This window comes from Streptomyces mauvecolor, assembly GCF_039532965.1.
GTDB lineage: Bacteria > Actinomycetota > Actinomycetes > Streptomycetales > Streptomycetaceae > Streptomyces > Streptomyces violascens.
Window position 1 is genome coordinate 109,854 of record NZ_BAAASQ010000005.1, and the last position, 20,958, is coordinate 130,811.

21 protein-coding genes and 1 riboswitch are annotated in these 20,958 nt (G+C 68.3%); of the genes, 14 read left to right on the top strand and 7 right to left on the bottom strand.

Annotated elements, in window-relative coordinates; translation table 11 throughout:
* Positions 1–108 precede the first annotated feature (108 nt).
* Entirely contained in the window at positions 109–339 is a 231-nt protein-coding gene (locus ABD346_RS05965; RefSeq protein WP_344372445.1) for a DUF3263 domain-containing protein, read from the top strand.
* Positions 340–406: 67 nt separating this feature from the next.
* Complete coding sequence (gene otsB / locus ABD346_RS05970; protein WP_344372447.1) at positions 407–1,249, top strand: trehalose-phosphatase; 843 nt, start codon at positions 407–409, stop codon at positions 1,247–1,249.
* Positions 1,250–1,318: 69 nt separating this feature from the next.
* Here otsB and ABD346_RS05975 read toward each other — a convergent pair whose 3' ends face one another.
* Both ABD346_RS05975 and ABD346_RS05980 read right to left on the bottom strand, forming a co-directional pair.
* Positions 1,319–2,791, bottom strand: coding sequence for an alpha,alpha-trehalose-phosphate synthase (UDP-forming) (locus ABD346_RS05975; protein WP_344372450.1), 1,473 nt, complete (start codon positions 2,789–2,791; stop codon positions 1,319–1,321).
* Positions 2,792–2,865: 74 nt separating this feature from the next.
* A complete protein-coding gene (locus ABD346_RS05980; protein WP_344372453.1) occupies positions 2,866–3,813 on the bottom strand; it encodes a glucosyl-3-phosphoglycerate synthase in 948 nt (315 codons plus the stop codon).
* A gap of 136 nt (positions 3,814–3,949) precedes the next feature.
* Positions 3,950–4,109: riboswitch (SAM riboswitch) on the top strand.
* A 17-nt stretch (positions 4,110–4,126) separates the two neighbouring features.
* On the opposite strand from ABD346_RS05980, the gene thrC reads away from it, so the two are divergent.
* The 11 genes from thrC to ABD346_RS06035 all read left to right on the top strand — a co-directional run bounded on the left by thrC (position 4,127) and on the right by ABD346_RS06035 (position 17,316).
* A complete protein-coding gene (gene thrC, locus ABD346_RS05985) occupies positions 4,127–5,425 on the top strand; it encodes a threonine synthase (RefSeq protein ID WP_344372455.1) in 1,299 nt (432 codons plus the stop codon).
* Between the two features lie 67 nt (positions 5,426–5,492).
* Positions 5,493–5,768 (top strand): MoaD/ThiS family protein, encoded by a 276-nt coding sequence (locus tag ABD346_RS05990; protein ID WP_189965133.1) that lies wholly within the window; start codon positions 5,493–5,495, stop codon positions 5,766–5,768.
* A gap of 423 nt (positions 5,769–6,191) precedes the next feature.
* Positions 6,192–6,395, top strand: coding sequence for a cold-shock protein (locus ABD346_RS05995; RefSeq protein ID WP_005315736.1), 204 nt, complete (start codon positions 6,192–6,194; stop codon positions 6,393–6,395).
* 827 nt (positions 6,396–7,222) lie between these two features.
* Positions 7,223–8,845 carry a chaperonin GroEL gene (gene groL, locus ABD346_RS06000; RefSeq protein WP_344372460.1) on the top strand — a complete coding sequence of 541 codons (1,623 nt, stop codon included), beginning with the start codon at positions 7,223–7,225 and terminating at the stop codon, positions 8,843–8,845.
* A gap of 290 nt (positions 8,846–9,135) precedes the next feature.
* Positions 9,136–9,624: a hypothetical protein gene (locus ABD346_RS06005; RefSeq protein WP_344372462.1), complete on the top strand. Its 489-nt coding sequence runs from the start codon at positions 9,136–9,138 to the stop codon at positions 9,622–9,624.
* The gene (locus ABD346_RS06010; protein WP_344372465.1) at positions 9,624–11,162 is read left to right on the top strand and encodes a translation initiation factor IF-2; all 1,539 of its coding nucleotides are present in this window, start codon (positions 9,624–9,626) and stop codon (positions 11,160–11,162) included. Before ABD346_RS06005 ends, ABD346_RS06010 begins: the two co-directional genes overlap by 1 nt.
* A gap of 164 nt (positions 11,163–11,326) precedes the next feature.
* Positions 11,327–12,502 (top strand): type VII secretion-associated serine protease mycosin, encoded by a 1,176-nt coding sequence (gene mycP / locus ABD346_RS06015; protein ID WP_344372468.1) that lies wholly within the window; start codon positions 11,327–11,329, stop codon positions 12,500–12,502.
* 1 nt (position 12,503) lies between these two features.
* Positions 12,504–12,932 carry a hypothetical protein gene (locus tag ABD346_RS06020; protein WP_344372471.1) on the top strand — a complete coding sequence of 143 codons (429 nt, stop codon included), beginning with the start codon at positions 12,504–12,506 and terminating at the stop codon, positions 12,930–12,932.
* A gap of 15 nt (positions 12,933–12,947) precedes the next feature.
* On the top strand, positions 12,948–15,272 hold the full coding sequence (locus ABD346_RS06025) for a hypothetical protein (RefSeq protein ID WP_344372473.1): 2,325 nt from the start codon (positions 12,948–12,950) through the stop codon (positions 15,270–15,272).
* Positions 15,269–16,273 carry a hypothetical protein gene (locus ABD346_RS06030; protein WP_344372476.1) on the top strand — a complete coding sequence of 335 codons (1,005 nt, stop codon included), beginning with the start codon at positions 15,269–15,271 and terminating at the stop codon, positions 16,271–16,273. The genes ABD346_RS06025 and ABD346_RS06030 overlap by 4 nt, the downstream gene beginning before the upstream one ends.
* Positions 16,274–16,569: 296 nt before the next feature.
* A complete protein-coding gene (locus ABD346_RS06035) occupies positions 16,570–17,316 on the top strand; it encodes a DUF4097 family beta strand repeat-containing protein (RefSeq protein ID WP_344372478.1) in 747 nt (248 codons plus the stop codon).
* Positions 17,317–17,429: 113 nt separating this feature from the next.
* On the opposite strand, the gene ABD346_RS06040 is transcribed toward ABD346_RS06035, so the two are convergent.
* The 5 genes from ABD346_RS06040 to ABD346_RS06060 form a co-directional block, all read right to left on the bottom strand.
* The gene (locus ABD346_RS06040) at positions 17,430–18,008 is read right to left on the bottom strand and encodes a Uma2 family endonuclease (RefSeq protein ID WP_344372479.1); all 579 of its coding nucleotides are present in this window, start codon (positions 18,006–18,008) and stop codon (positions 17,430–17,432) included.
* A gap of 56 nt (positions 18,009–18,064) precedes the next feature.
* Positions 18,065–18,913, bottom strand: a complete 849-nt coding sequence (locus ABD346_RS06045) for a hypothetical protein (protein WP_344372482.1) — start codon at positions 18,911–18,913, stop codon at positions 18,065–18,067.
* Positions 18,914–19,326: 413 nt separating this feature from the next.
* Entirely contained in the window at positions 19,327–19,482 is a 156-nt protein-coding gene (locus ABD346_RS06050; protein WP_344372484.1) for a hypothetical protein, read from the bottom strand.
* Positions 19,479–19,682 carry a DUF397 domain-containing protein gene (locus ABD346_RS06055; RefSeq protein WP_344372487.1) on the bottom strand — a complete coding sequence of 68 codons (204 nt, stop codon included), beginning with the start codon at positions 19,680–19,682 and terminating at the stop codon, positions 19,479–19,481. The genes ABD346_RS06050 and ABD346_RS06055 overlap by 4 nt, the downstream gene beginning before the upstream one ends.
* On the bottom strand, positions 19,666–20,505 hold the full coding sequence (locus tag ABD346_RS06060) for a helix-turn-helix domain-containing protein (protein WP_344372490.1): 840 nt from the start codon (positions 20,503–20,505) through the stop codon (positions 19,666–19,668). The genes ABD346_RS06055 and ABD346_RS06060 overlap by 17 nt, the downstream gene beginning before the upstream one ends.
* A 115-nt stretch (positions 20,506–20,620) precedes the next feature.
* Between ABD346_RS06060 and ABD346_RS06065 the strand changes: the two genes are divergently transcribed.
* A complete protein-coding gene (locus ABD346_RS06065) occupies positions 20,621–20,884 on the top strand; it encodes a hypothetical protein (RefSeq protein WP_344372493.1) in 264 nt (87 codons plus the stop codon).
* Positions 20,885–20,958: the final 74 nt, after the last annotated feature.

Genomic DNA, 20,958 nt, shown 5'->3' on the forward strand with positions numbered 1-20,958 from the left:
GGCTCCCGGGGCGGAGCCCCGGCGCACCCCGCCGAACCTGCACCCCGCCAGGCATCCGGCGCCCCGCCCCCGCGCCCCGCCCGCCCCGCCAGGGCTACCGTGGAGCGCATGGCAGATGACCTGGACGACCGCGCAAGGGCCGTGCTCCGGATGGAGGGCCGGGCCTGGCCCACCCCGGGGGCCAAGGAACGGGCCATCCGGGAGGAGCTCGGGGTTTCACCCACGCGCTACTACCAGCTCCTCAACGCCCTCCTGGACGACACCCGCGCCCTCGCCCACGCCCCCGTAACCGTCAACCGCCTGCGCCGAGCCAGGGACGAACAGCGCGACCGCCGCTGACCGCACGCGCCGTTGCGCCATACGTGCACCCACCCCCACCCGCCCGGACCCCGATAGGGTCGGCCGCATGGGAAGCCAACCGCCGCAACCCCTGCCGACCCCCGCCACCCAGCTCGGCCGCGACGGCCTCGCCGCGATCCTGACGCGCCCGGAGCACGCCGTCGTCGCGATCGACTTCGACGGCACGCTCGCCGAGATCGTCGCCGACCCCGAGCAGGCCCGGGCCCACCCCGACGCCGTACCCGCACTGGCCGCGCTGGCCCCGCACGTCGCATCCGTCGCAGTCGTCACCGGCCGGCCGGCCGGGGTCGCGGTCCGGTACGGGGGCTTCGCGGGCGTAGCGGGCCTGGAGCACCTCGTGGTCCTGGGCCACTACGGTGCCGAGCGCTGGGACGCGGTCACCGGCACCGTCCATACCCCCGCCCCCCACCCCGGCGTGGCCGCCGCCCGCGCGGAACTCCCCGGGGTCCTCGACGCGCACGGCGCCTGGCGCGGCACCTGGATCGAGGAGAAGGGCCAGGCCGTCGCGGTCCACACCCGCCGGGCCCAGGACCCCCAGGCCGCCTTCGACGCCCTCCGCACCCCCCTCGCCGACCTGGCCGCCCACCACGGCCTGGTCCTCGAACCCGGCCGCCTGGTACTGGAGTTGAGGCCCCCCGGCATGGACAAGGGGGTGGCGCTCTCCGCGTACATACGCGAGGTGGGCGCCGAGTCGGTCCTGTACGTGGGCGACGACCTGGGCGACCTCCCCGCGATCGCCGCCGTGGAGAAGCTCCGCTCGGACGGCATGCCGGGGTTGCTGGTGGCGGCGGACACGGTGATCGCGGAACTGGCGGAGAGAGCAGACCTGCTGCTGACCGGCCCCGCGTCGGTGACGACGTTCCTGCGAACCCTGGCCGCCCACATGTAGCCCCGGCCGGGGGTGGGCGACTCGGGCCGCCCGCCCCCGGGCGACGAGCAGGCGGGGAATCGCCCCCCCCTAGCCCCCCAACCCCTCCAACTGCCCCAGAAACCACCGCCGAGGCGGCACCGCGGTCCCCGCCGCGGCCAACCGCTTGGTCCGCTCGGCCCGCTCCTCCTCCGCCATGCTCAGCCCCGCGTGCAACGCGGCAGCCGTCCCCGTGATGTCGTACGGGTTCACGACGATCGCGTCCTCCCCGAGCTCCGCGACCGCCCCCGCCTCCCGCGACAGCACTAGCGCGCACCCCGAGTCGGACACCACCGGAACCTCCTTGGCGACGAGGTTCATGCCGTCCCGGACGGGGTTGACGAGGGCGACGTCCGCGAGCCGGTAAGCGGCGAGCGACCGGGCGAAGTCGTCCTGGACGTGAAGGACGACAGGAGTCCAACCCGGCACGCCGTAAACGGAGTTGATCTCGGCAGCCACCCTCCCCACCTCCTCCGTGTACTCCCGGTACACGGCCAGATCCTGCCGGGAGGGATACGCGAAGGCCACGTGCACGACCCGCTCCCGCCACTCCGGGTGCGTGTCCAGCAAATGCCGGTAAGCCAGCAGCCCCCGCACGATGTTCTTGGACAGCTCCGTGCGGTCGACCCGCACGATGGTCCGCCGGCCCTCCCCGATCTGCTCGCGCAGGGCGGCCATCCGCTCCTCGACATCGGCCTCGTGCGCCCGCCGCCGCAGGAAGTCGCCGTCCGCGCCGAGCGGATGCACGGCGAGGTCGGTCTCGCGAGCGGCCCGCTCCCCACCCGTCCCGTGCCGGAAGAAAACCCGTTCCTCCCCGCCGGGCGAGCCGACCCACTCGCCCTCGTCCGCCCCCAGCACCCCCGAAACCGACTCCGCGAACGCGGAGGCCCACCGCCAGGTGAGGAACCCCAGCCGGTCCGCCCCCAGCATTCCCCGCAGCAGCTGCCGCGCGATGTCGTCCGGCAGCATCCGGAAGTAGTCCACCGGCGCCCACGGCGTGTGCGAGAAGTGGGCGATGCGCAGATCGGGGCGGAGCGAGCGGAGCATCCCCGGCACAAGAGCGAGGTGGTAGTCCTGCACCAGGACGCGCGCCCCGTCCGCTGCCTCCACCGCGAGCGCCTCCGCGAAGGCGCGGTTGTACGCCTCGTACGACGCCCACTGCCGCCGGAACTCCGCGTCGAAGACCGGCTCAAGGGGTGTCTGGTACAGCATGTGCTGGACGAACCACAGCACCGAGTTCGCGATGCCGTTGTACGCGTCGGAGAAGACGGCCGGGTCGATGTCCAGCATCCGGACGCCCGTCTCACCCACGCCGCGCCGCACCGCCTCGCGGTCACCCTCGCCCAGCGCCGCGCACACCCACACCGACTCCACGTCGGAGCCGATCGCGCTCAATCCGGAGACGAGCCCGCCCCCGCCCCGCTTCGATTCGAGGGACCCGTCCTCCTTCAGCGCGTACGAGACGGGGCCGCGATTCGACGCGACGAGTACCTGGGCCCTGGGGGCGGCGTGCGCGGTGACCATGTTGCGGAACCTAGCCCGCCCCGCAACCCCTCAAACACGCGTACGCCCGCCCCCGGGAGCGGGATCCGGCCGTCCTACGCCGCCCGGTGCACCGCGTACTCCTCGATGTCCCGCATGGGCGGCCGCTCCTCGGTGTCCACGGCGTACGTGTGCGGCACGAAGCCGTGCTCACCGCGCTCGAACTGGGTCAGCTCGGGCCGTACGAGATGGCCCCGGGACAGCCTCAGCTGCGCGGTGCGGTAGATCGCGGCGGCCATCCGGCCGAGCGCCTGCCCGTCCTGGTGGCGGTGCTTGCGTACGCCCACGTCGACCTGCGCCAGCGCGTCGAGCCCCACCGTGTGCAGCGCGTCGACGAGCAGCGCGAGCTCCACCCCGTACCCGACGGGGAACGGCAGCCGTTCCAGGAGCGAGCGCCTGGCCGCGTACTCGCCGCCCAACGGCTGGACGATTCCGGCCAGTTGGGGCCAGTGGAGATTGAGCAGCGGCCTCGCCACCAGCTCGGTGACCCGACCCCCCTGGCCCGCTGTCCCGCCGAAGGGGCGGTCGTACATCGCCTTGACGAAGTCCACGTCCGGGTCGGTCAGGAGCGGCCCGACGATCCCGGAGACGAATCCCGCGTCGAAGTCCTTCAGGTCCGCGTCGATGAAGCACACGACGTCGCCGCTGGTCACGAGCAGCGAGCGCCACAGCACCTCGCCCTTGCCGGGCAGCGCGGGTATGCGGGGCAGGATCGCGTCCCGGTGGACGACCCGGGCGCCGGCCTTCGCCGCGACCTCGGCCGTACGGTCGCCGGACCCGGAGTCGATCACCACGAGCTCGTCGACCAGGGGCACCGCATCGGTCATCAGCTCGCGCCGGATCGCGGCCACGATGTCACCGACGGTGGCCTCCTCGTCGAGGGCGGGCAGCACGACACTGACGGTCGTACCCGTGCGCTGTTTCGCGGCCAGGATCCGCTCGACCGGCCGCTCCGTCGCGGACCAGGAACGCCTGCTCAGCCAGCGCTCCACCTCTTCCAGCACGGTTCCTGGCCTCCTCATGTGATCCATCTCGCGGTTCGGACGACTATCTCAACCGTCCCGGCCTTCGGTTACAGTCTTGAACAACGCGGATGACCGTCGCATGTCGGGGGTCGTCGTCACGCTGACAATCGAATACCGCTCATCCAGAGGGGCAGAGGGAAACGGCCCGTTGAAGCCCCGGCAACCCTCCAGTCGGTTCTCGTCGATCGTTTTCACCGATCCAAGACACGAGGCCACCGGCTAGGGAAGGTGCCAAATCCGTCTCATGGCGATGTTCGCCATGAGGAAGATGAGGAGAAAGGGCCTCCCCTCCATGTCTGCACAGACTGTCGAAAACCGTACCTCTGCCGGCCGTGCCGTTGATCTCGGTCCGGCGTCCGGGCTTTCCTGCCGCGAGTGCGGCCAGCGTTTCGAACTTGGCCCGATCTTCGCCTGTGAACTGTGTTTCGGACCGCTCGAAGTGGCTTATGACCTGCCGCTCGGCGACCCCGAGGCGCTGCGCAAGCAGATCGAGGCGGGTCCCGAGAACATCTGGCGTTACGCGCCGCTGCTGCCCGTCCCCGCCGACGTGGCCGACAAGCCGAACCTGAACCCGGGCTTCACCAAGCTCGTCAAGGCCGAGAACCTGGCGCGCGAGCTGGGCGTCGAGCCCGGCAAGCTGTTCGTCAAGGACGATTCCGGCAACCCGACGCACTCCTTCAAGGACCGCGTCGTGGCGCAGGCCCTGGAGGCCGCGCGCGCCTTCGGCTTCACCACGCTCTCCTGCTCCTCCACCGGAAACCTGGCGGGCGCGGTCGGCGCCGCCGCCGCGCGGGCCGGCTTCCGCTCCTGCGTGTTCATCCCGCACGACCTGGAGCAGGGCAAGGTCGTCATGGCCGCGGTGTACGGCGGCGAGCTCGTCGGCATCGAGGGCAACTACGACGACGTGAACCGCTTCTGCTCCGAGCTCATCGGCGACCCGCTGGGCGAGGGCTGGGGCTTCGTCAACGTCAACCTGCGGCCGTACTACGGCGAGGGTTCCAAGACGCTGGCGTACGAGATCTGCGAGCAGCTCGGCTGGCAGCTGCCGGACCAGCTGGTCATCCCGATCGCCTCGGGCTCCCAGCTCACGAAGATCGACAAGGGCCTCCAGGAGCTCATCAAGCTCGGCCTCGTCGAGGACAAGCCGTACAAGATCTTCGGCGCGCAGGCCGAGGGCTGCTCCCCGGTGTCGACCGCCTTCAAGGCCGGTCACGACGTCGTACGCCCCCAGAAGCCGGACACCATCGCCAAGTCGCTCGCGATCGGCAACCCGGCGGACGGTCCGTACGTCCTGGACATCGCGCGCCGCACCGGCGGCGCGGTGGAGGACGTGAACGACGAGCAGATCGTCGACGCGATCAAGCTCCTCGCCCGGACCGAGGGCATCTTCGCGGAGACCGCGGGCGGCGTGACGGTCGGCGTCACCAAGAAGCTCATCGAGGCCGGTCTGATCGACCCGTCGCTCACCACGGTCGTGCTCAACACCGGTGACGGGCTCAAGACCCTGGACGCGGTGGCCGCCACGTCCCAGGCGACCGCGACCATCCGCCCGAGCCTGGACGCCTTCCGCGAAGCCGGCCTCGCCCACTGAGGCGCTGCCGCACGGGAGCCTCGCCCACTGAGCCACCGCCGACCTGAACGACTAGGAGCACCGAACCATGAGCGTGAACGTCCGCATCCCCACGATTCTCCGCACCTACACCGGCGGCCAGGCCGAGGTCGCCGCCGAGGGCGCCACCCTCGCCGAGGTCATCGCCGACCTGGAGAAGAACCACACCGGCATCGCCGCGCGCGTCCTGGACGACCAGGGCAAGCTGCGCCGCTTCGTCAACGTGTACGTCAACGACGACGACGTGCGCTTCGAGCAGGGCCTCCAGACGGCCACCCCGGAAGGCGCGGGCGTCTCGATCATTCCCGCGGTGGCGGGCGGCTGACGGACGGATCGTTCGCCTTCGCCCGTACCCAGAGCTGAACTTTGAGTTGCCCCCTCCGCGCAAGAAGCGGAGGGGGCAATTCAGCATGGTTGAGCGGGGTACAGTTGGGGAAGCGCCTTCGCTTCGAGTGCCAAGTGCATATGAGAACGCGACAACATGAGGTCAAAGTGTGTGTGTCCTTTGTTCCTTAAGTGCGCTTTGCCCGGCCCGACTTGCCCCGGAATGTTGAATTCACGGCATTCCGCTCTCGGCGGGTGCCCGGAATTCTCGTCCGATTGACCTGTTGCAGAGGGCAGTTGGGCAGATACATTCAGCCGCGGTCGACGCGTTCCGGCGCACACCCTCTCCTGTCGGAGGGTGGAGGTCTGACCCGGGTCCGCGAAGTGTGGTCCCGTGCAAGGGCCAGTAATAGGGGAGTTAGGCATGGCTCAGGGCACCGTCAAGTGGTTCAACGCGGAGAAGGGGTACGGCTTCATCGCGGTCGACGGTGGTGCGGATGTTTTCGTCCACTACAGCGCGATCCAGATGGACGGTTACCGCACCCTTGAAGAAGGTCAGCGAGTCGAGTTCGAGATCTCGCAGGGCCAGAAGGGTCCGCAGGCGGACATGGTCAAGCTCGCCGTCTGATCTCGGCGCGATCGGCCACCGACGCACTCACGCATGAAGGGGGCTGCCCAAAAGGGTGGCCCCCTTCACGCGTTCCTAAGCCCTCCCATGCACCGGGGCTCGGCCCCGGACCCCGTTCACGCCGGAGGCCGTTCCCCCTCTCCCTCAAGGCCTTAAGGGCAAGGGGGAACCCCTGTGACGGGCTGGAATTGCCCCCTGCCGGGGCCGCCCCTGCGAGAGGCAACGCTGCTGGGGGCGCGGGGAACGGCGCGCCCAGCCACGTACGACCCGCGGTGGAGATCGGGTTTGAGGGGCGCGGGGAACTGCGCGAGCACTACGCACGGCCTGCACGTCGAGGGGGGTTTAGGGGCGCGGGGAACTGCGCGAGCAACCACGTACGACCCGCGGTGGAGATCGGGTTTGAGGGGCGCGGGGAACTGCGCGAGCAATACCCACGGTCCGCAGGCCGAAAACGGGGTCAGGGGCGCGGGTCTGCGACATTCGCGGGCTCCGCCGCGTGGGCGCGGCAAGCCACGCACGGCCCGCGGACGAAACGGACAGCCTCCGCAGGAGCCGGGGTGTGGGGGCGGAGCCCCCGCCGCCCCCGGGAGACCGGGCGGCACCGGTAAGTGGAGGCGCCCGGTTCAAGAGACTCGCTTGCACTCGCAGGTGCCGAGTGCTAATCATTGGGCTTAGCACTCTCCCAGTGAGAGTGACAGAACTTGGATCGGGTCAGTGAGGCCCGCAGCCCGCGTGGGGCAAGGAACCACAAGGGCCGCAGGCCGTCCGTCGCGGGCGCCGGCGCGATCCACGAAGAACGCCACCCCTGTCCGGGAGGACCACTTCACATGGCCAAGATCATCGCGTTCGACGAGGAGGCACGGCGCGGTCTCGAGCGCGGGATGAACCAGCTCGCCGACGCCGTCAAGGTCACCCTCGGCCCCAAGGGCCGCAACGTCGTCCTCGAGAAGAAGTGGGGCGCCCCCACGATCACCAACGATGGTGTTTCCATCGCCAAGGAGATCGAGCTCGAGGACCCGTACGAGAAGATCGGCGCCGAGCTGGTCAAGGAAGTCGCCAAGAAGACGGACGACGTCGCCGGTGACGGTACGACCACCGCGACCGTCCTGGCCCAGGCCCTGGTGCGCGAGGGTCTGCGCAACGTGGCCGCCGGCGCCAATCCGATGGCCCTGAAGCGCGGCATCGAGAAGGCCGTCGAGGCCGTCTCCGCCGCCCTCCTGGAGCAGGCGAAGGATGTCGAGACCAAGGAGCAGATCGCTTCGACGGCCTCCATCTCCGCCGCCGACACCCAGATCGGCGAGCTCATCGCCGAGGCCATGGACAAGGTCGGCAAGGAAGGCGTCATCACCGTCGAGGAGTCGCAGACCTTCGGTCTTGAGCTTGAGCTCACCGAGGGCATGCGCTTCGACAAGGGCTACATCTCGGCGTACTTCGCGACCGACATGGAGCGCATGGAGGCGGCCCTGGATGACCCGTACATCCTGATCGTCAACTCCAAGATCTCCTCCGTGAAGGACCTGCTCCCGCTCCTGGAGAAGGTCATGCAGTCGGGCAAGCCGCTGCTGATCATCGCCGAGGACGTCGAGGGCGAGGCCCTGTCGACCCTGGTCGTCAACAAGATCCGTGGCACCTTCAAGTCCGTCGCCGTCAAGGCCCCGGGCTTCGGTGACCGCCGCAAGGCCATGCTCGGTGACATCGCCATCCTCACGGGCGGCACGGTCATCTCCGAGGAGGTCGGCCTCAAGCTGGAGAACGCCGGTCTCGACCTGCTCGGCCGCGCCCGCAAGGTCGTCATCACCAAGGACGAGACGACGATCGTCGACGGTGCCGGTGACAGCGACCAGGTCCAGGGCCGCGTCAACCAGATCCGCGCCGAGATCGAGAACAGCGACTCGGACTACGACCGCGAGAAGCTCCAGGAGCGCCTCGCCAAGCTCGCCGGCGGCGTGGCCGTCATCAAGGCGGGCGCGGCCACCGAGGTCGAGCTCAAGGAGCGCAAGCACCGCATCGAGGACGCCGTTCGCAACGCGAAGGCGGCCGTCGAGGAGGGCATCGTCGCCGGTGGTGGCGTGGCCCTGCTCCAGGCCTCCGCGGTGTTCGAGAAGCTGGAGCTCGAGGGTGACGAGGCGACCGGCGCCAACGCCGTGAAGCTCGCCCTTGAGGCCCCGCTGAAGCAGATCGCCGTCAACGGTGGTCTCGAGGGTGGCGTCGTCGTGGAGAAGGTGCGCAACCTGGCCGTCGGCCACGGTCTGAACGCCGCCACGGGCGAGTACGTCGACATGATCGCCGAAGGCATCATCGACCCGGCGAAGGTGACGCGCTCTGCCCTGCAGAACGCCGCCTCCATCGCCGCGCTGTTCCTGACCACCGAAGCCGTCATCGCCGACAAGCCGGAGAAGGCCGCTGCGGCCGCTCCGGGCGGCATGCCGGGCGGTGACATGGACTTCTGAGCCCCGGCTCAGTAGCTCCTGGCTGTACGCCGAGGGCGGCATCCCCATCGTGGGGGTGCCGCCCTCGGTCGTTTTTCCGAACCAGACCGCGAGCGAGCAGTTCCGTCGATCCGCAGCCCACATTGGCCTGTTTGCGCCGCACTTTGCGAGGGGACGCCTGGGAACCGCAACTACCGATAGTTAGAGTTGCGTTGCAGGTGAGAACAGTGCTGTACGGGGAGGGTGTTTTGCCACCAAACGGGGGTGGGGCGGCGTCGGAGTCGCCGTCTTGGCCGTTCAACGCGCTCGCTGTGGCGCAGGCGGCCGCGGGGGACGTGGTCACCGAGCTGACGTCGTTCACGACGTTCCAGCAGCGCGTGGATGAGCTGATCCGGAACCTCAAGGGCTCTCCGGCCGGACCGGGCGAGGTGGGCCAAGAGCGGCTGGCCCGCGACCAGTTCGGGGGCGGGGGCGGCGCGTTCGCCGAAGCCTCGGGTCTGTTCACCTCGTACGAGACGGTGATCGCCGAGCTGGAGAGTCTGTCCAGGTTGCTGTCGGACTCCATCGAGGGCATGGGCATCGCGGTGCTGGCTTCGCACAAGGGCTACCAGAACATCGACGCGGAGATCCGCCAGCGCATGGCGGCGATCGCCGTGGAGACCAAGAAGCACTACGGCGGCGATTACGACCCCGGGCACGCCAAGCCGGAGACTCATCCGGGAAGCGGTGCGAACCAGCCGAGTCAGCCGGACAAGCCGAGCCAGTCGCCGTCGGGCGGCGACGCCGGAGGGACGATCTGATGGGCGGCAAGGGGAACGCCGGTGGCAGCACGCCGTTCGAGGGCATGAGCCACGAAGCCATGCTGGCCTGGCTGGACCAGGCCAACAGCGGCACCGTGCAGGGGGCCGCCGACCGGCTGGCGGCGGCGGCCAAGGAGATCCGGAAGATCGCGGACGACCTGAAGGTCCGCCCGCAGTGGGTGGAGTGGAAGGGCGCGGGCGCGGACGCGTTCCGCACCTGGAGCGCGGACCTGGCCAACGCCACGCTGAGGCTGGGCGACTTCAGCGAGGGCTCGTCGACATGGCTGGGCCACGCCTCCGACGCGATCGCATTGGCCCAGGTCGCCATCCCCCGCGACAAGGGGGGCGCGCAAGGGAACCTGGACGCGGCCCAGAAAGCGCACAACGACCCGGACGCGGCGGCGATAAGCAAGAAGTCGGCGGCCGAGCTGGCGGCGCTGGAAGCGGACAAGGAGAAGGTGCGGCAGGAGGCCGTCGCGCAGATGCGGAAGCTGGGGCAGGCGTACCAGCAGTCTGCGACGCAGATGAATGGCTTGGAGCGGCCTAAGTTTCCGCCGCCGCCGCAGGCGATTGCGCCGGAAAACTACGATTCGAAGAGCACCGGCAGAGGCAGGCCGAATTCCAGCGATGCGGCTGGGGATGCCTCTTCAACTGGCCGCGCCGCCCCGAGGCACCCGGCGCAAACCCAAGCTTCCGCTTACGGCAGCCCCGACCCGACGCCCCATTCGAGCAACCCCTTGCCAGGGCATCCCGCATTGGGGGACGCCCAGCAGCCCGCGAAGCTGGACATCGACTCCGTGGCCACGTTGCCGCAGACAGCACAGACACCGACCCCTGTCGGGAGCGTGCCGAGCCAGCCTCCGACCAACAGCGGTGACTTGTCGGTAGTACGTATGCCGCCGTCGGCTTTCGGTGGAGGGCTGAGCGTGCCTCCGGGCCCGACGGGCCCGGGGCGGTCTACGGCCGGGGAAGGTCCTCTGCTGCAGCCTGGACAGAATGCGTCTGGGCGCAGCCCCATTCGCATGCCGGACAGCAGCCCCGGGATCACCGGCGGTCGTCCTATGCCCGCACCCGTGGGTCGATCGGGTGGCGGCATCCCCAAGGGAACCGTCGTGGGGGCCGGCGAAGCGGCAGGCCATGGCGCAGCAGGGCCCGTCACGGGAGCCAGTCCCGCCGGGCAGGTGGCTGGTCGGCCGGGAGCGGCATTTGGCCAACCCGGAACGGCGTCTGGCAGGCCGGGAACGGCTCCTGGCCGGCGTTTCCCGTCCGCGAGCGGCGGGGTGAGCGGCGGCAGTGCGCAGCAGCCGGGGCGGCGGGGCGCTACCTCTTCCACGTCGGCAGGTGCCGGTGCGGAGCGAGGAGGCATCTCGGGCGGGAGGCCGGTTGGTGCGACTCCGGGCGGCGCCCGTGGTGGCAAGGCACCCGGGGACTCCCAAAAGGCGCGCCCACGGCGTGAGGGGGCCGCCGGCTACCTCATTGAGGACGAAGAGACGTGGCAGCAGGGCGCCGGGCGCGCCGTGCCGCCGGTCATCGACTAGTGCGTTCGGGAAAGGCGCGAGGGAAACCCATGCCAAGGAGCAGTGTTCGACGCAGGCGCGGATCCGCTGCGGTATCGGCGTTGTGCGGCGTGTTGCTGGTGGGAGCGACTGCTGCACCGGCCTTGGCGAATTCACCGCGCGAGGACGAATGGTTCCTCGATGCCATGAAGGCCGAGGAGATGTGGCGGACCAGCACGGGCAAAGGCATCACTGTCGCTGTGATCGACACAGGCGTTGACCCGACCAATGCCGATCTGCGCGGGCAGGTCCTGCCGGGCAAGGACTTCGCACAAGATCAGCCGGGTGACGAACACACCGACTACGACGGACACGGCACCAGCATGGCTGGGCTCATTGCGGGAACGGGGGCGTCCCACGGCGGAAGGGGTGCTTTCGGCCTGGCCCCAGGCACAAAGATTCTCCCGATTCGCATGCCGAAGGCGGGGACTGCCGCCAACCAGGCCGAAGGTGACAAGCGGTTCCATACGATTGCTCCCCAGGCGATCCGCTACGCAGCCGACCAGAACGCGAAAGTCATCAATCTCTCCCTGGGGAGAAGCGAAGGTTCACCACAGCTGACCGCAGCAGTGAAGTACGCCTTGGACAAGGGTGCGTTGGTCTTCGCCGCCGTGGGTAACAGCGGCAATGTCGGCAATGAGGTCGAGTACCCGGCCGCTACACCAGGCGTGGTCGGCGTATCGGCGGTGGGCAAAGACCTTCGCAAGACCGCTGAGTCCGAATACGGTCCCCAGGTGGACCTGGCCGCACCTGGCGACGACATGGTGCACGCCTGCATGAGCGAGACCGGCCTGTGCACATCACACGGCACAAGCGACGCCACCGCCCTAGCCTCCGCCTCCGCCGCCCTGATCTGGTCCAAGCACCCAACCTGGACCAACAACCAGGTCCTGCGCGTCATGCTCAACACAGTCGGTGCCCCCACAGACGGCGCCAAGCGGAACGATTCGATCGGCTACGGGATCGTCCGCCCCCGCGTCGCCCTGGAGAACCCCGGCGACCCCGGCCCCGCCGACGTATACCCCCTGCCCGATCTCACCCCGCCAGCTGCGCCCCCCGCGTCAAAGCCCAAGGGGAGCTCCACCGAGAGCCCCGCCGGGCACGAGGCGCCCCCGGCGGCAGAGGCCGGCGAAAGCAAGGCATCAACGTACGCCTTGCCCCTGGGAATTGGTGCCTTGGCACTCACTGGCATGCTCCTCGGCCTCTGGTTCCTTCGCGCCCGTAACCGCCGAGCGGCAGCCGCCCGGGCTCAAGTAGCCGCACAGAACCAGGGGTTGGGGTGGCCGGGGCATGAAGGCAGCGATCGTACGAGGAGCTTCTGAGATGGCATGGGATGAGTGGGAGCAGTTGAAAACCGACGCGGTGGTGCGGCGTCAGAATCAGATGCGGCTGGACGGTGCGGGCGGTGGCGCAACCGGCGGCGCGGACGATCTGAGGACGAATGGCTCGGGGAAAGCGGCGGCGGTCAAGGCGTTACGGGGGGACATACGACACGGGACGGACAAGGCCGGCCGTCATACCGAAGAGGGCTCGGCATCGGTGGCCCGGGCGTTCTCGGGCTGGGCATTCGGTTCTGCGTTGGGGGACGCGCAGAACGAATGGGAGCAGCAGGTGGAGAACTTGAAGGGCCGCCTGGCATCTGATCAGGCGGCGCTGGAGCAGACCAAGCAGGACTTCAAGGACATCGACCACGGAGTGAAGAGCCAGGTCGCGCAGATACACACCGAGCCTGTCCCTCGGCACGAGGTCTAGGAGACGGGGACGAGCATGCTCACATATCAGGATGTGGTCACTGCCCGCATAGGTGCGCTGACGGATCTTGCCCAGGGCTGGGACGACATGGCCGACCAGTTCACCAGACCGGAGAGTCTGTACAAGGCCCAGGTGGAAGGCGTCGCGAAGGACGGGGGCTGGGTCGGCGAAAGCGCCGAAGCGGCCTCGGCGCAGTTTGCCGCGACGCGGAAGCAGTTCGCCGATGCCCAGGTGGAGGCGCGCGCGATCTCTTCTATTCTGCGGGACGCGTACGGGCAGTTCGCCCAGCGGATCAGCCACGTGCGGGATCTCGTCGAACAGGCCCAGAAGAACGGGATGCACGTCAACAACCAGGGTCAGGCGGTCTACAACCCTGACAAGTTGAGCCCGTACAGGACGGACTATGACGAGACCGTCAAGAAGGGGAAGGCAGCCGCGGAGACCTGGACGCAGAGCATCAAGGATGCGGTCAGGGCGGTCGACGACGCCGACCAGGGCGTCAGCCTGGCCCTTCGTGAAGCCGCGGGCGTCAAAGACTTCTTCCAGAGGGTGGCGGACGGTGCTCTGGGGCTTGGCCACACCTTCAACGGGGCCGCGGTCGGCGACATCGAGGTGTACGAGGCGCGCGAGGCCAAAACGTACGCGGACCAAGTTTTGGCCGGTGACAAACTCGAAGGCGACGATCTGAAGGAGTGGCAGCGCCTGATGCGCGACAACTCCGGTGACAAGGTCTTCAGCCAGACATTCCTCGACTCCCTCGGCGCGGACAAGGCCTTCAAGCTCACCAACAAGATCGACGATCTGGCGTACTTTAACGACACGAAGAACAAGGACGCCTACCTGCAGATCAACGGAGGCATATCCGACTCGCTGGCGACCGCCACCCGTGTCCCGGACTTCAAGGACATGAACGGCAAGCACCTGATCTTCGGGTCACAGGGGTACTACGACGCTTTCAACGGCTGGCTGAGGACCGACGACGCCCAGTTCTATATCAAGTGGCGCAACGACCTGCGGGAGCACGGCGCTGACGAGTACGACCTCAAGGCGGCCGGGGACAGAGTCAACACGATCGCCAAGGGGCACGGTCAGCAGGTACGCGGTTACCAGAGCCTGGCCACGCTGATGCAGCAGGGGCACGGCTACTCCCCGCAGTTCCTCTCCGACGTCACCGACGACATGATTGCCACGGAGAAGGACCACGCGAACGTCTGGGACCTGTACGGCGGCGGCTTCAGCGGCAAAAACGACGGCTGGTTCGCCAACGACCCGGTTGACGGTGTGCTGGGCATCATGGGCCGTGATGCGGAGGCGTCCACCGGCTATCTCGACCCGCACGCCGGTGGCACCAACGACCGTCTCCACTACCTGCTCCACGAACGAGACTGGAACGTCGTCAACACCACTGAGTGGCAGGGTGAGCGAGAAATGAACGCTCCTGATGCTGCCGACGGAGATAACCGTGTGGGGCTCGGTGCCGCGATCGAGGCCGGAAGCACCGGCCACGCCGCCGGTGACACATCCCAGCAGAGCGACGGAAAACACAGCGATGCCGAAGCACGCATCATGCAGCAAACAGTGAACGTCCTCGACCAGGACTCAAACGGCGACAGCATCCCCGCCAACCTGCGTGACCCGATCGCCCGAGCCCTGGTGGACTATGCCCCGGACACCCACAACACCCTGACGCACGATCCCCGTTACAGATATGACGAAGGAGGCTCTGTCTTCCAGGACGCCAATGGCGGCCACCTCAACGTCGCCCAGGGCTCCCTGACCCGCGTGCTGCGGGGGGTCTCTGACAACCCGCAGAATTTTGCCCACCTCTACGACGCCGAGCGCGCCCAGTCCGCCCAAGCGCTGTATGGGGCCGAAGCGACGGACAGCAACAACAAGGACTGGGAGAACCGCGTTGCCGACGTGGGCATGGGAGCCGGCGTCTTCAATGCCATCGGCGCCGACGTCATCCTCGACGACCGCGACGCACACAAGGCGTGGATCGACGACGTGGCCCGGTACTCCTACCACGCGGTCGGCGCACCCCTGACGATCATCCCCGTCGTCGGAGACGTGGCACAGCGGGCGGTGGACGGCGCTACCTATGAATGGTCCAAGGATGTGAAGGCGGAAGCAGACCAGATTGCCAATGCCAAGGTAGCCGCGGATATGGGGGCCAAATCGCAAGGAGCCCTCGGCATGGTCCAACAGTGGGAGACGACGCGTGGCATGGACTATACGAAAGACTCTCGCGCCATCTATCTGCAGGATCAAATGAACTTGCACTACGGCTCAGCACGCAACCAAGCCCTCGCCGACCTGCACCGAGGGATGTCCTCATGAAGAAGCCCGTCATCGCTGCTGCAGCGGCAGCTGCCGTTCTCGTGGCCGGAGGCGGCATTGTCTACGCCACCGGAACCTACGACGACTGGCGTGACGCACGTGCGCTGGACGACGCGTGCCGAGGCCTGGTCGACGCCTCCGAGGTGCAAAGGGCACTGGGCGCGGACCGAGTGAGCGGCAAGGGTACCGGCGGTGCGGGGTGCTTGGCCTACGACCCCGGTGGCACCCATGCCTTCGTGGCGATATCCGTTCAGCGTGGCCGGGACGCAGAGTGGATCAAGAACAACACGGGCTTGTTCCTCACCAAGCGCCCCGCCGAGATGCTGGTTCCCGTGGGCAAGGGCTGGCCGGCAGCGGTGTCCGCGGGAAGCGATACAAAGCCGTACGCCACCGCCTTTCTGCCCTGCGGGAAGGGAGCGGACGATGATCTGGTACTCAACCTGACAGCTAGCCGGGCCCCCTCGACCCGCAGTGTGCAGGAAGACCGCGACGGAATGGCCGTCTTGGTCACCCGAGCCCTCAGTGCTGCGGCGAAGGATCAGGGGTGTGCACAGCCCGACGCCTCGAAGGTGCAGGGCGCCTTGGCCGACGCGTTCACCGACCTGAAGAAGGACGGAGCCGCGTCGGGCACGTGCCAGGGCATCAGCGCGCCCTCGTACGAGTCAGCGGCGGACGCCGCGGCGCCGATCGAGCAATGTCTCTTGGCCGACGCCGCGGGCGTCCCGACATTCCGCCTCGCCGCCTACTACGGTCCGTACACGAACGCCCCTCGTCGCAACCCTTGGCGCAACCCGTACGACTACGTCGGCGCCAGAGGCACCAACGACGGCAAGTTCTGGATCACCGCGTCATGCCCCACCGGCACAGCGCTGTACACGCTGGAACCTCTCGTCCCCCATGGCTCAGTCGGTGCCTCCGAGCGCCAGGCACTCTCTTCCTTCGCCGCGCGGTCAGCGAAGCGACATGGCTGCAGCAGCCCCAATGAGTTGCCTTCAATCTGAAAGTAGAGGCGGAGTTCACGACCTGCTGCCTGGGCCTGCGCGCCGGTGTCCGGCTCTGCGGCCGTGTGGCATAGCGCCCGGTAGTGCTGCCTCGACGTTATCCGACTCCGTTCCGAGCCCGTTCTGCGCTGTTCCGAACCCTGGAGGTACGGAGAATACGAAGGTCAAGGTAGTGCTGGCACCATGGTGCGGCGCATGCGGGATGGGCATCATTTGTGATGAGAGGGGGGCTGGGACCGCCCCAACTGGCAAGCAAATGACGTACGTGACGCAAGACGCAAAATCGGGGGGGTTCCATGAGCACCACACGACTGCGGATCCGCACCATCGCGGCCGTGAGCCTCACCACCCTTGCGGTCGGCGCGCTGGGCGCGTGCGGGCCGCTGGACGACAAGACGTTCAAGGACGACGCGACCGTCAAGGACAAGATCACCGCAGTACGGATCGACGGTAACTCGGACGGCTTCCGCATACGCGGTAAGCGGGGCCTCACCAAGGCGGCCGTGCACCGAGAGGTGAACTACCGGGGCAAGTCCAAGCCGGACGGCACTACATACCACGTCGAGAACGGCGTGCTGGTACTGGAGGGCTGCTCCGGCCACTGCTCGGTGGACTACACGGTGGATGTGCCCGCCGGTATCCCGGTCACGGGCTCGACCGAAGCGGGCGCGCTGAGCCTGTCGTCGGTCGGCGAGGTGAAGGTGTCCACGACCGACGGCGGGGTGAAGGTGCACGACGCGACGGGCCCGGTCGACATCCGCACTACCAACGGCTCGATCGACGCCAACGGCCTGAAGGGCACGGCCACTACAGCCCGGGCGTCCAACGGCTCGATCTCCCTGACTCCGGCCACGGTGCAGAACGTCACGGCGCAGACCACCAACGGCAGCATCACGGTGACCGCCCCGTCCGCCCAGTACCAGGTCGCGGCCCAGACCCAGAACGGCCACAAGAAGCTCGGCATACCCGATACCGCGTCCGCTGCCCACCACTTGAACCTGACCACGAGCAACGGCGACATATCCGTGAAGTCCGCCAAGTAGACAGTTCGATAGGGGACTTGTAGTCCTGGGAGTGGCTTGCGGGAGACGCGTCGTGAGCGAAACTTCCTGGCTTCGGCGTGATGGTGACCTCGGCGGCATGAACCGCTAGGGCTCTAGAACGCGTAGTCCTTGAGCTTCTCGGTTTCCAGGGGGATGTTCACCGGGTCGGGTAGTTGGACGGTCGCGCCGTAGGGGTGGGAGGTGGTCTGCGTGTACGTGCCGTCGTGCGGGTCGCTGTGGACGACTAGGGCGTTGGCATCCCGGTCGACAAGGAGGTAGACGGGGATACCCGCCTGGGCGTAGCCGTCGCGCTTTTCGATGCGGTCGCGGCGGTCGGTGCCGGAGTCGGGGGAGGTGACCTCCACGGTCATGAGGACGCCGACTGGATCTGCCCATTCGCCCAGGCCGGCGAAATGGCCCACCGGTCCGAGTGAGCCGTCCGGCTTGGCGCGGCCATTGCGGTACGCCCCGACCTTCAGGCCCTGCTCGGGGTGCAGGTCCAGGTCAGGGCGGTGCAGCATGCACTGTCGGAGCAGCCACATGAAGATCGTGACGTGGTCGCCGTCCGGCACGGGCTTGACCTCTAGCTTTCCGTTGACGAACTCAAGCGTCACCGTCTCGGGCGCGTGGCGAGCGAGCTCCTCGAAGTCCTCGACGGACATCTGGGGATGCTCGGCAGTGCTGGGGGTCATGGCGTTGCCTCCTCCCCTACATCGTGCCCCGCCACGCGCACGGATGGGCTGCATGGTCATGCGGGAGCCCTCTCGGGGCGTCGGCTCGCTGCTGCGCGGGCCTCGGCGGCGTGGGCGCGGACCTTTTCGGAAGGGAGGGTGGAGACGGTCGGGCGGGGTTCGGGTTCGCCTCGGCACGGGCCGCACTCGCCGCCCGGCAGGGCCTCCGGGCGGCCCGGGGCGCCGCACTTCACGCACTCCAGGATGCGCAACGCCGGGCGTACCGGCGCGGCACGCTCCGGGGGCAGCTTGGCGACAAGGCGGGTCCGGGTGATCGCGGCCGCGCTGTACACCGGGGTCGGGAGGCCGGTCGTCAGGGCGCGCAGTACGTCCTGCTCCGTCGCGCCGCGCTCGAACCACGGCATCACCAGCGGCTCCAGGTCCGAGCAGTCCCGTGCCGAGAGGGAGAGCGCCGGTGCGGTACGTCCCAGGGCGGCGAGCAGTATGAACGCCCGGCTCCGGGTGGGGGGTTGAGTCGATGAGGGGGAGATCTCGGGTGCCGGTGCGGGCGGCGGCGGTTCATCGGCTACACACCCCCGGGTGAATTCCGCCCACCACGCGTCGTCCCTCGCCGTGCGCGAGAACCACGTACGGGTCACCCAGCGTGCACTGTCCGAGCCGAGCAGGTGCTCCCGGCCTCGGCGCAAGTGACCTGCGCCTACGAGGCGTTGCAGCGCGGTTCGCAAGGCGCACTGGCCGTACGGCAGCACCTTGGCCAGCGTTTTCACGGAGATGTCCGCGCCTTCCGGCAGCCGGTCGACGTACGCGGCGACGGCGGCCTCAAGGGGCGGAAGGTGCGAGAAGTCGTTGTTCGTGCGGGCCAGTTGGCCGGGTACGCACCGCTTTCCGTAGCCCGGGTTCGCCATGGGATGCGGGTCTGGGTGCGCGGCGGGGGGCGCGCTATTAAAGTGGCTGTCAGCCATCGGATCGGTCCTGACGATCTAGGTGGTCACATCGCCGGATCGCTGGAATCGATCTTGGCGACGGCCCCCGGAGGTGTTTGCGCGCCCCGGGGGCTATTTGTTGCCTTGGACGCTAGAGGGTCGTCACCCTCCGTCGCAAGTCGAACGCGGAAAGTGTGCATTCTCTGCACTGCTCGCTCAACTGGCCGGGAGGGAGGGCGGGTTGAGGCCCTCCGCCCATTCAATTTCAAGCACGGCTCGGCGTTCGATGCGTGAGCTTCGAGCCGTATGCGATGCCCTGCCTTGGCCGCATATTGCCGATGTTTTCGCCAGGCAGCCGAAGAGCCCGGGGCTTGAGCGCCCGGGCCCTTCAGCCTTCAGTGCGACGACCCCATCACGACGAGGCCAATGAGTACCCCGATGACCGTGACCACGATCAGCGCGCGGCCCACCGGGTTCGCGGGGTTGTACTCGTACCGGTTGGTGCCCAACCTGCTCTTGCGGAAGACGGGCTCGTCGTCCCGCCCCCTCACGCCTGTACGTCTTTGATGAACGCGGACCAGGCGGCGGCCGGGAAGACGAGAACGGGTCCGTCCGGGTTCTTCGAGTCCCGTACGGGGACGATGTGGGGCACGTCGTCGCGGACTTCGAGGCAGTTGCCGCCCTCTCCGCCGCTGTAGCTGGACTTGTGCCAACTCGCCTTGCTCAGGTCGTACTCAGGGCTGATCTTCATGGGCGTAATCCTCTGCCACTGATTCGATCAGGGCCAGGGATTCGGACGGTGACAGTGCGCTGGCCCCCACCAAATCGTAGGTCAGTTCGTGTCGGGCGACGGTGGCCGGATCGTCTTCCAGCCGCCCGGTGCCCAGGCCGTCGATGAACGCCAGAGAGGGAGCGTCGGTAAAGGCCATCAGCTTGAGGGCGCCGCTCATTGCCGCATGGGCTCCCGCGTCGAAGCGCAGCACCTGCACGATGATCCGGTGGCGGAAGCCAAGGGCGGCCACATGAGCCAGAGCTTCCGCCATAACTGCCTTACCTCCCACGCTCCGCCGTAGTACGGACTCGTCAAGTACCGCCCACATCAGGGGTGTTGTTGGATCGTCGAGGAGTCGAGTGCGCTCTAGGCGAGTGGCCACCAAGTCGTCGATAACGCTCTCCGTCGCGGTGGGCCGGTGGGCGCGGAAGACGGCACGCGCATACGACTCGGTCTGAAGGAGGCCCGGGATGAGAGAGGGCGCGTACTCGCGGATCTCGGTCGCCACCGCCTCCGCCTCCGCCGCCTCGGCGAAGTGGTCCGGGTACTTGGACTTCGCGGCGGCTACGCAGTTGCGGGTGAAGAAGCCCTCCGTGCCGAGGATCTGGTCGATCTGGCGGGCGTATTCGAGGTGCATGCGGCGGGTGCCCGATTCGAGCTGGCCGATGAAGGAGCCGGAGACGAAGAGGGGCTGGCCGAGTTCGTCCTGGGTGAGGCCGGACTTTTCCCGGGCGAAGCGGAGTTCGGCGCCGAGGAAGGCGCGAGGGGAGGAGGACGGGTCGAGGTCCTTGGGGCCTGGCATGGGCAACTCCCTGGACATGCGGGGTTGTTGGGTCGCCGTCTGTAGTCAGGCTAGCTGGATTCGGCCACGCTGGGTAAGGAAAGTAGGACACTCGGTTTGCAGGAGGGCAAGGCAGATGGCGCTGACGGCTGTGGAGAGGGTGCGGGCGACGGAGGAGGCGGTGGAGCAGCTGCGGGAGGAGCTGGCGCGGGCCGGGGTGGTGCTGCCGTCGCTGCGGATCGACCCGCTGACCTGCGCGGGGCACGTGCTGTTCCCGCTGGTGGACCTGGGGCGGTGCAACCTGGACATGGCGCTGCGGCTGGTGGCGGTGCTGTCCGGGGCGTACGGGCCTGAAGGGGCGCGGATGGGTGGGGGTACTGCGTCGGGGCTGAGCAACTGATCGCCCGCCGGGCTGGGGTGGCCCCTGGGGCTCCGCCCCAGACCGCCGATGGCCCCTCCCCGCCCCTTCCCGAG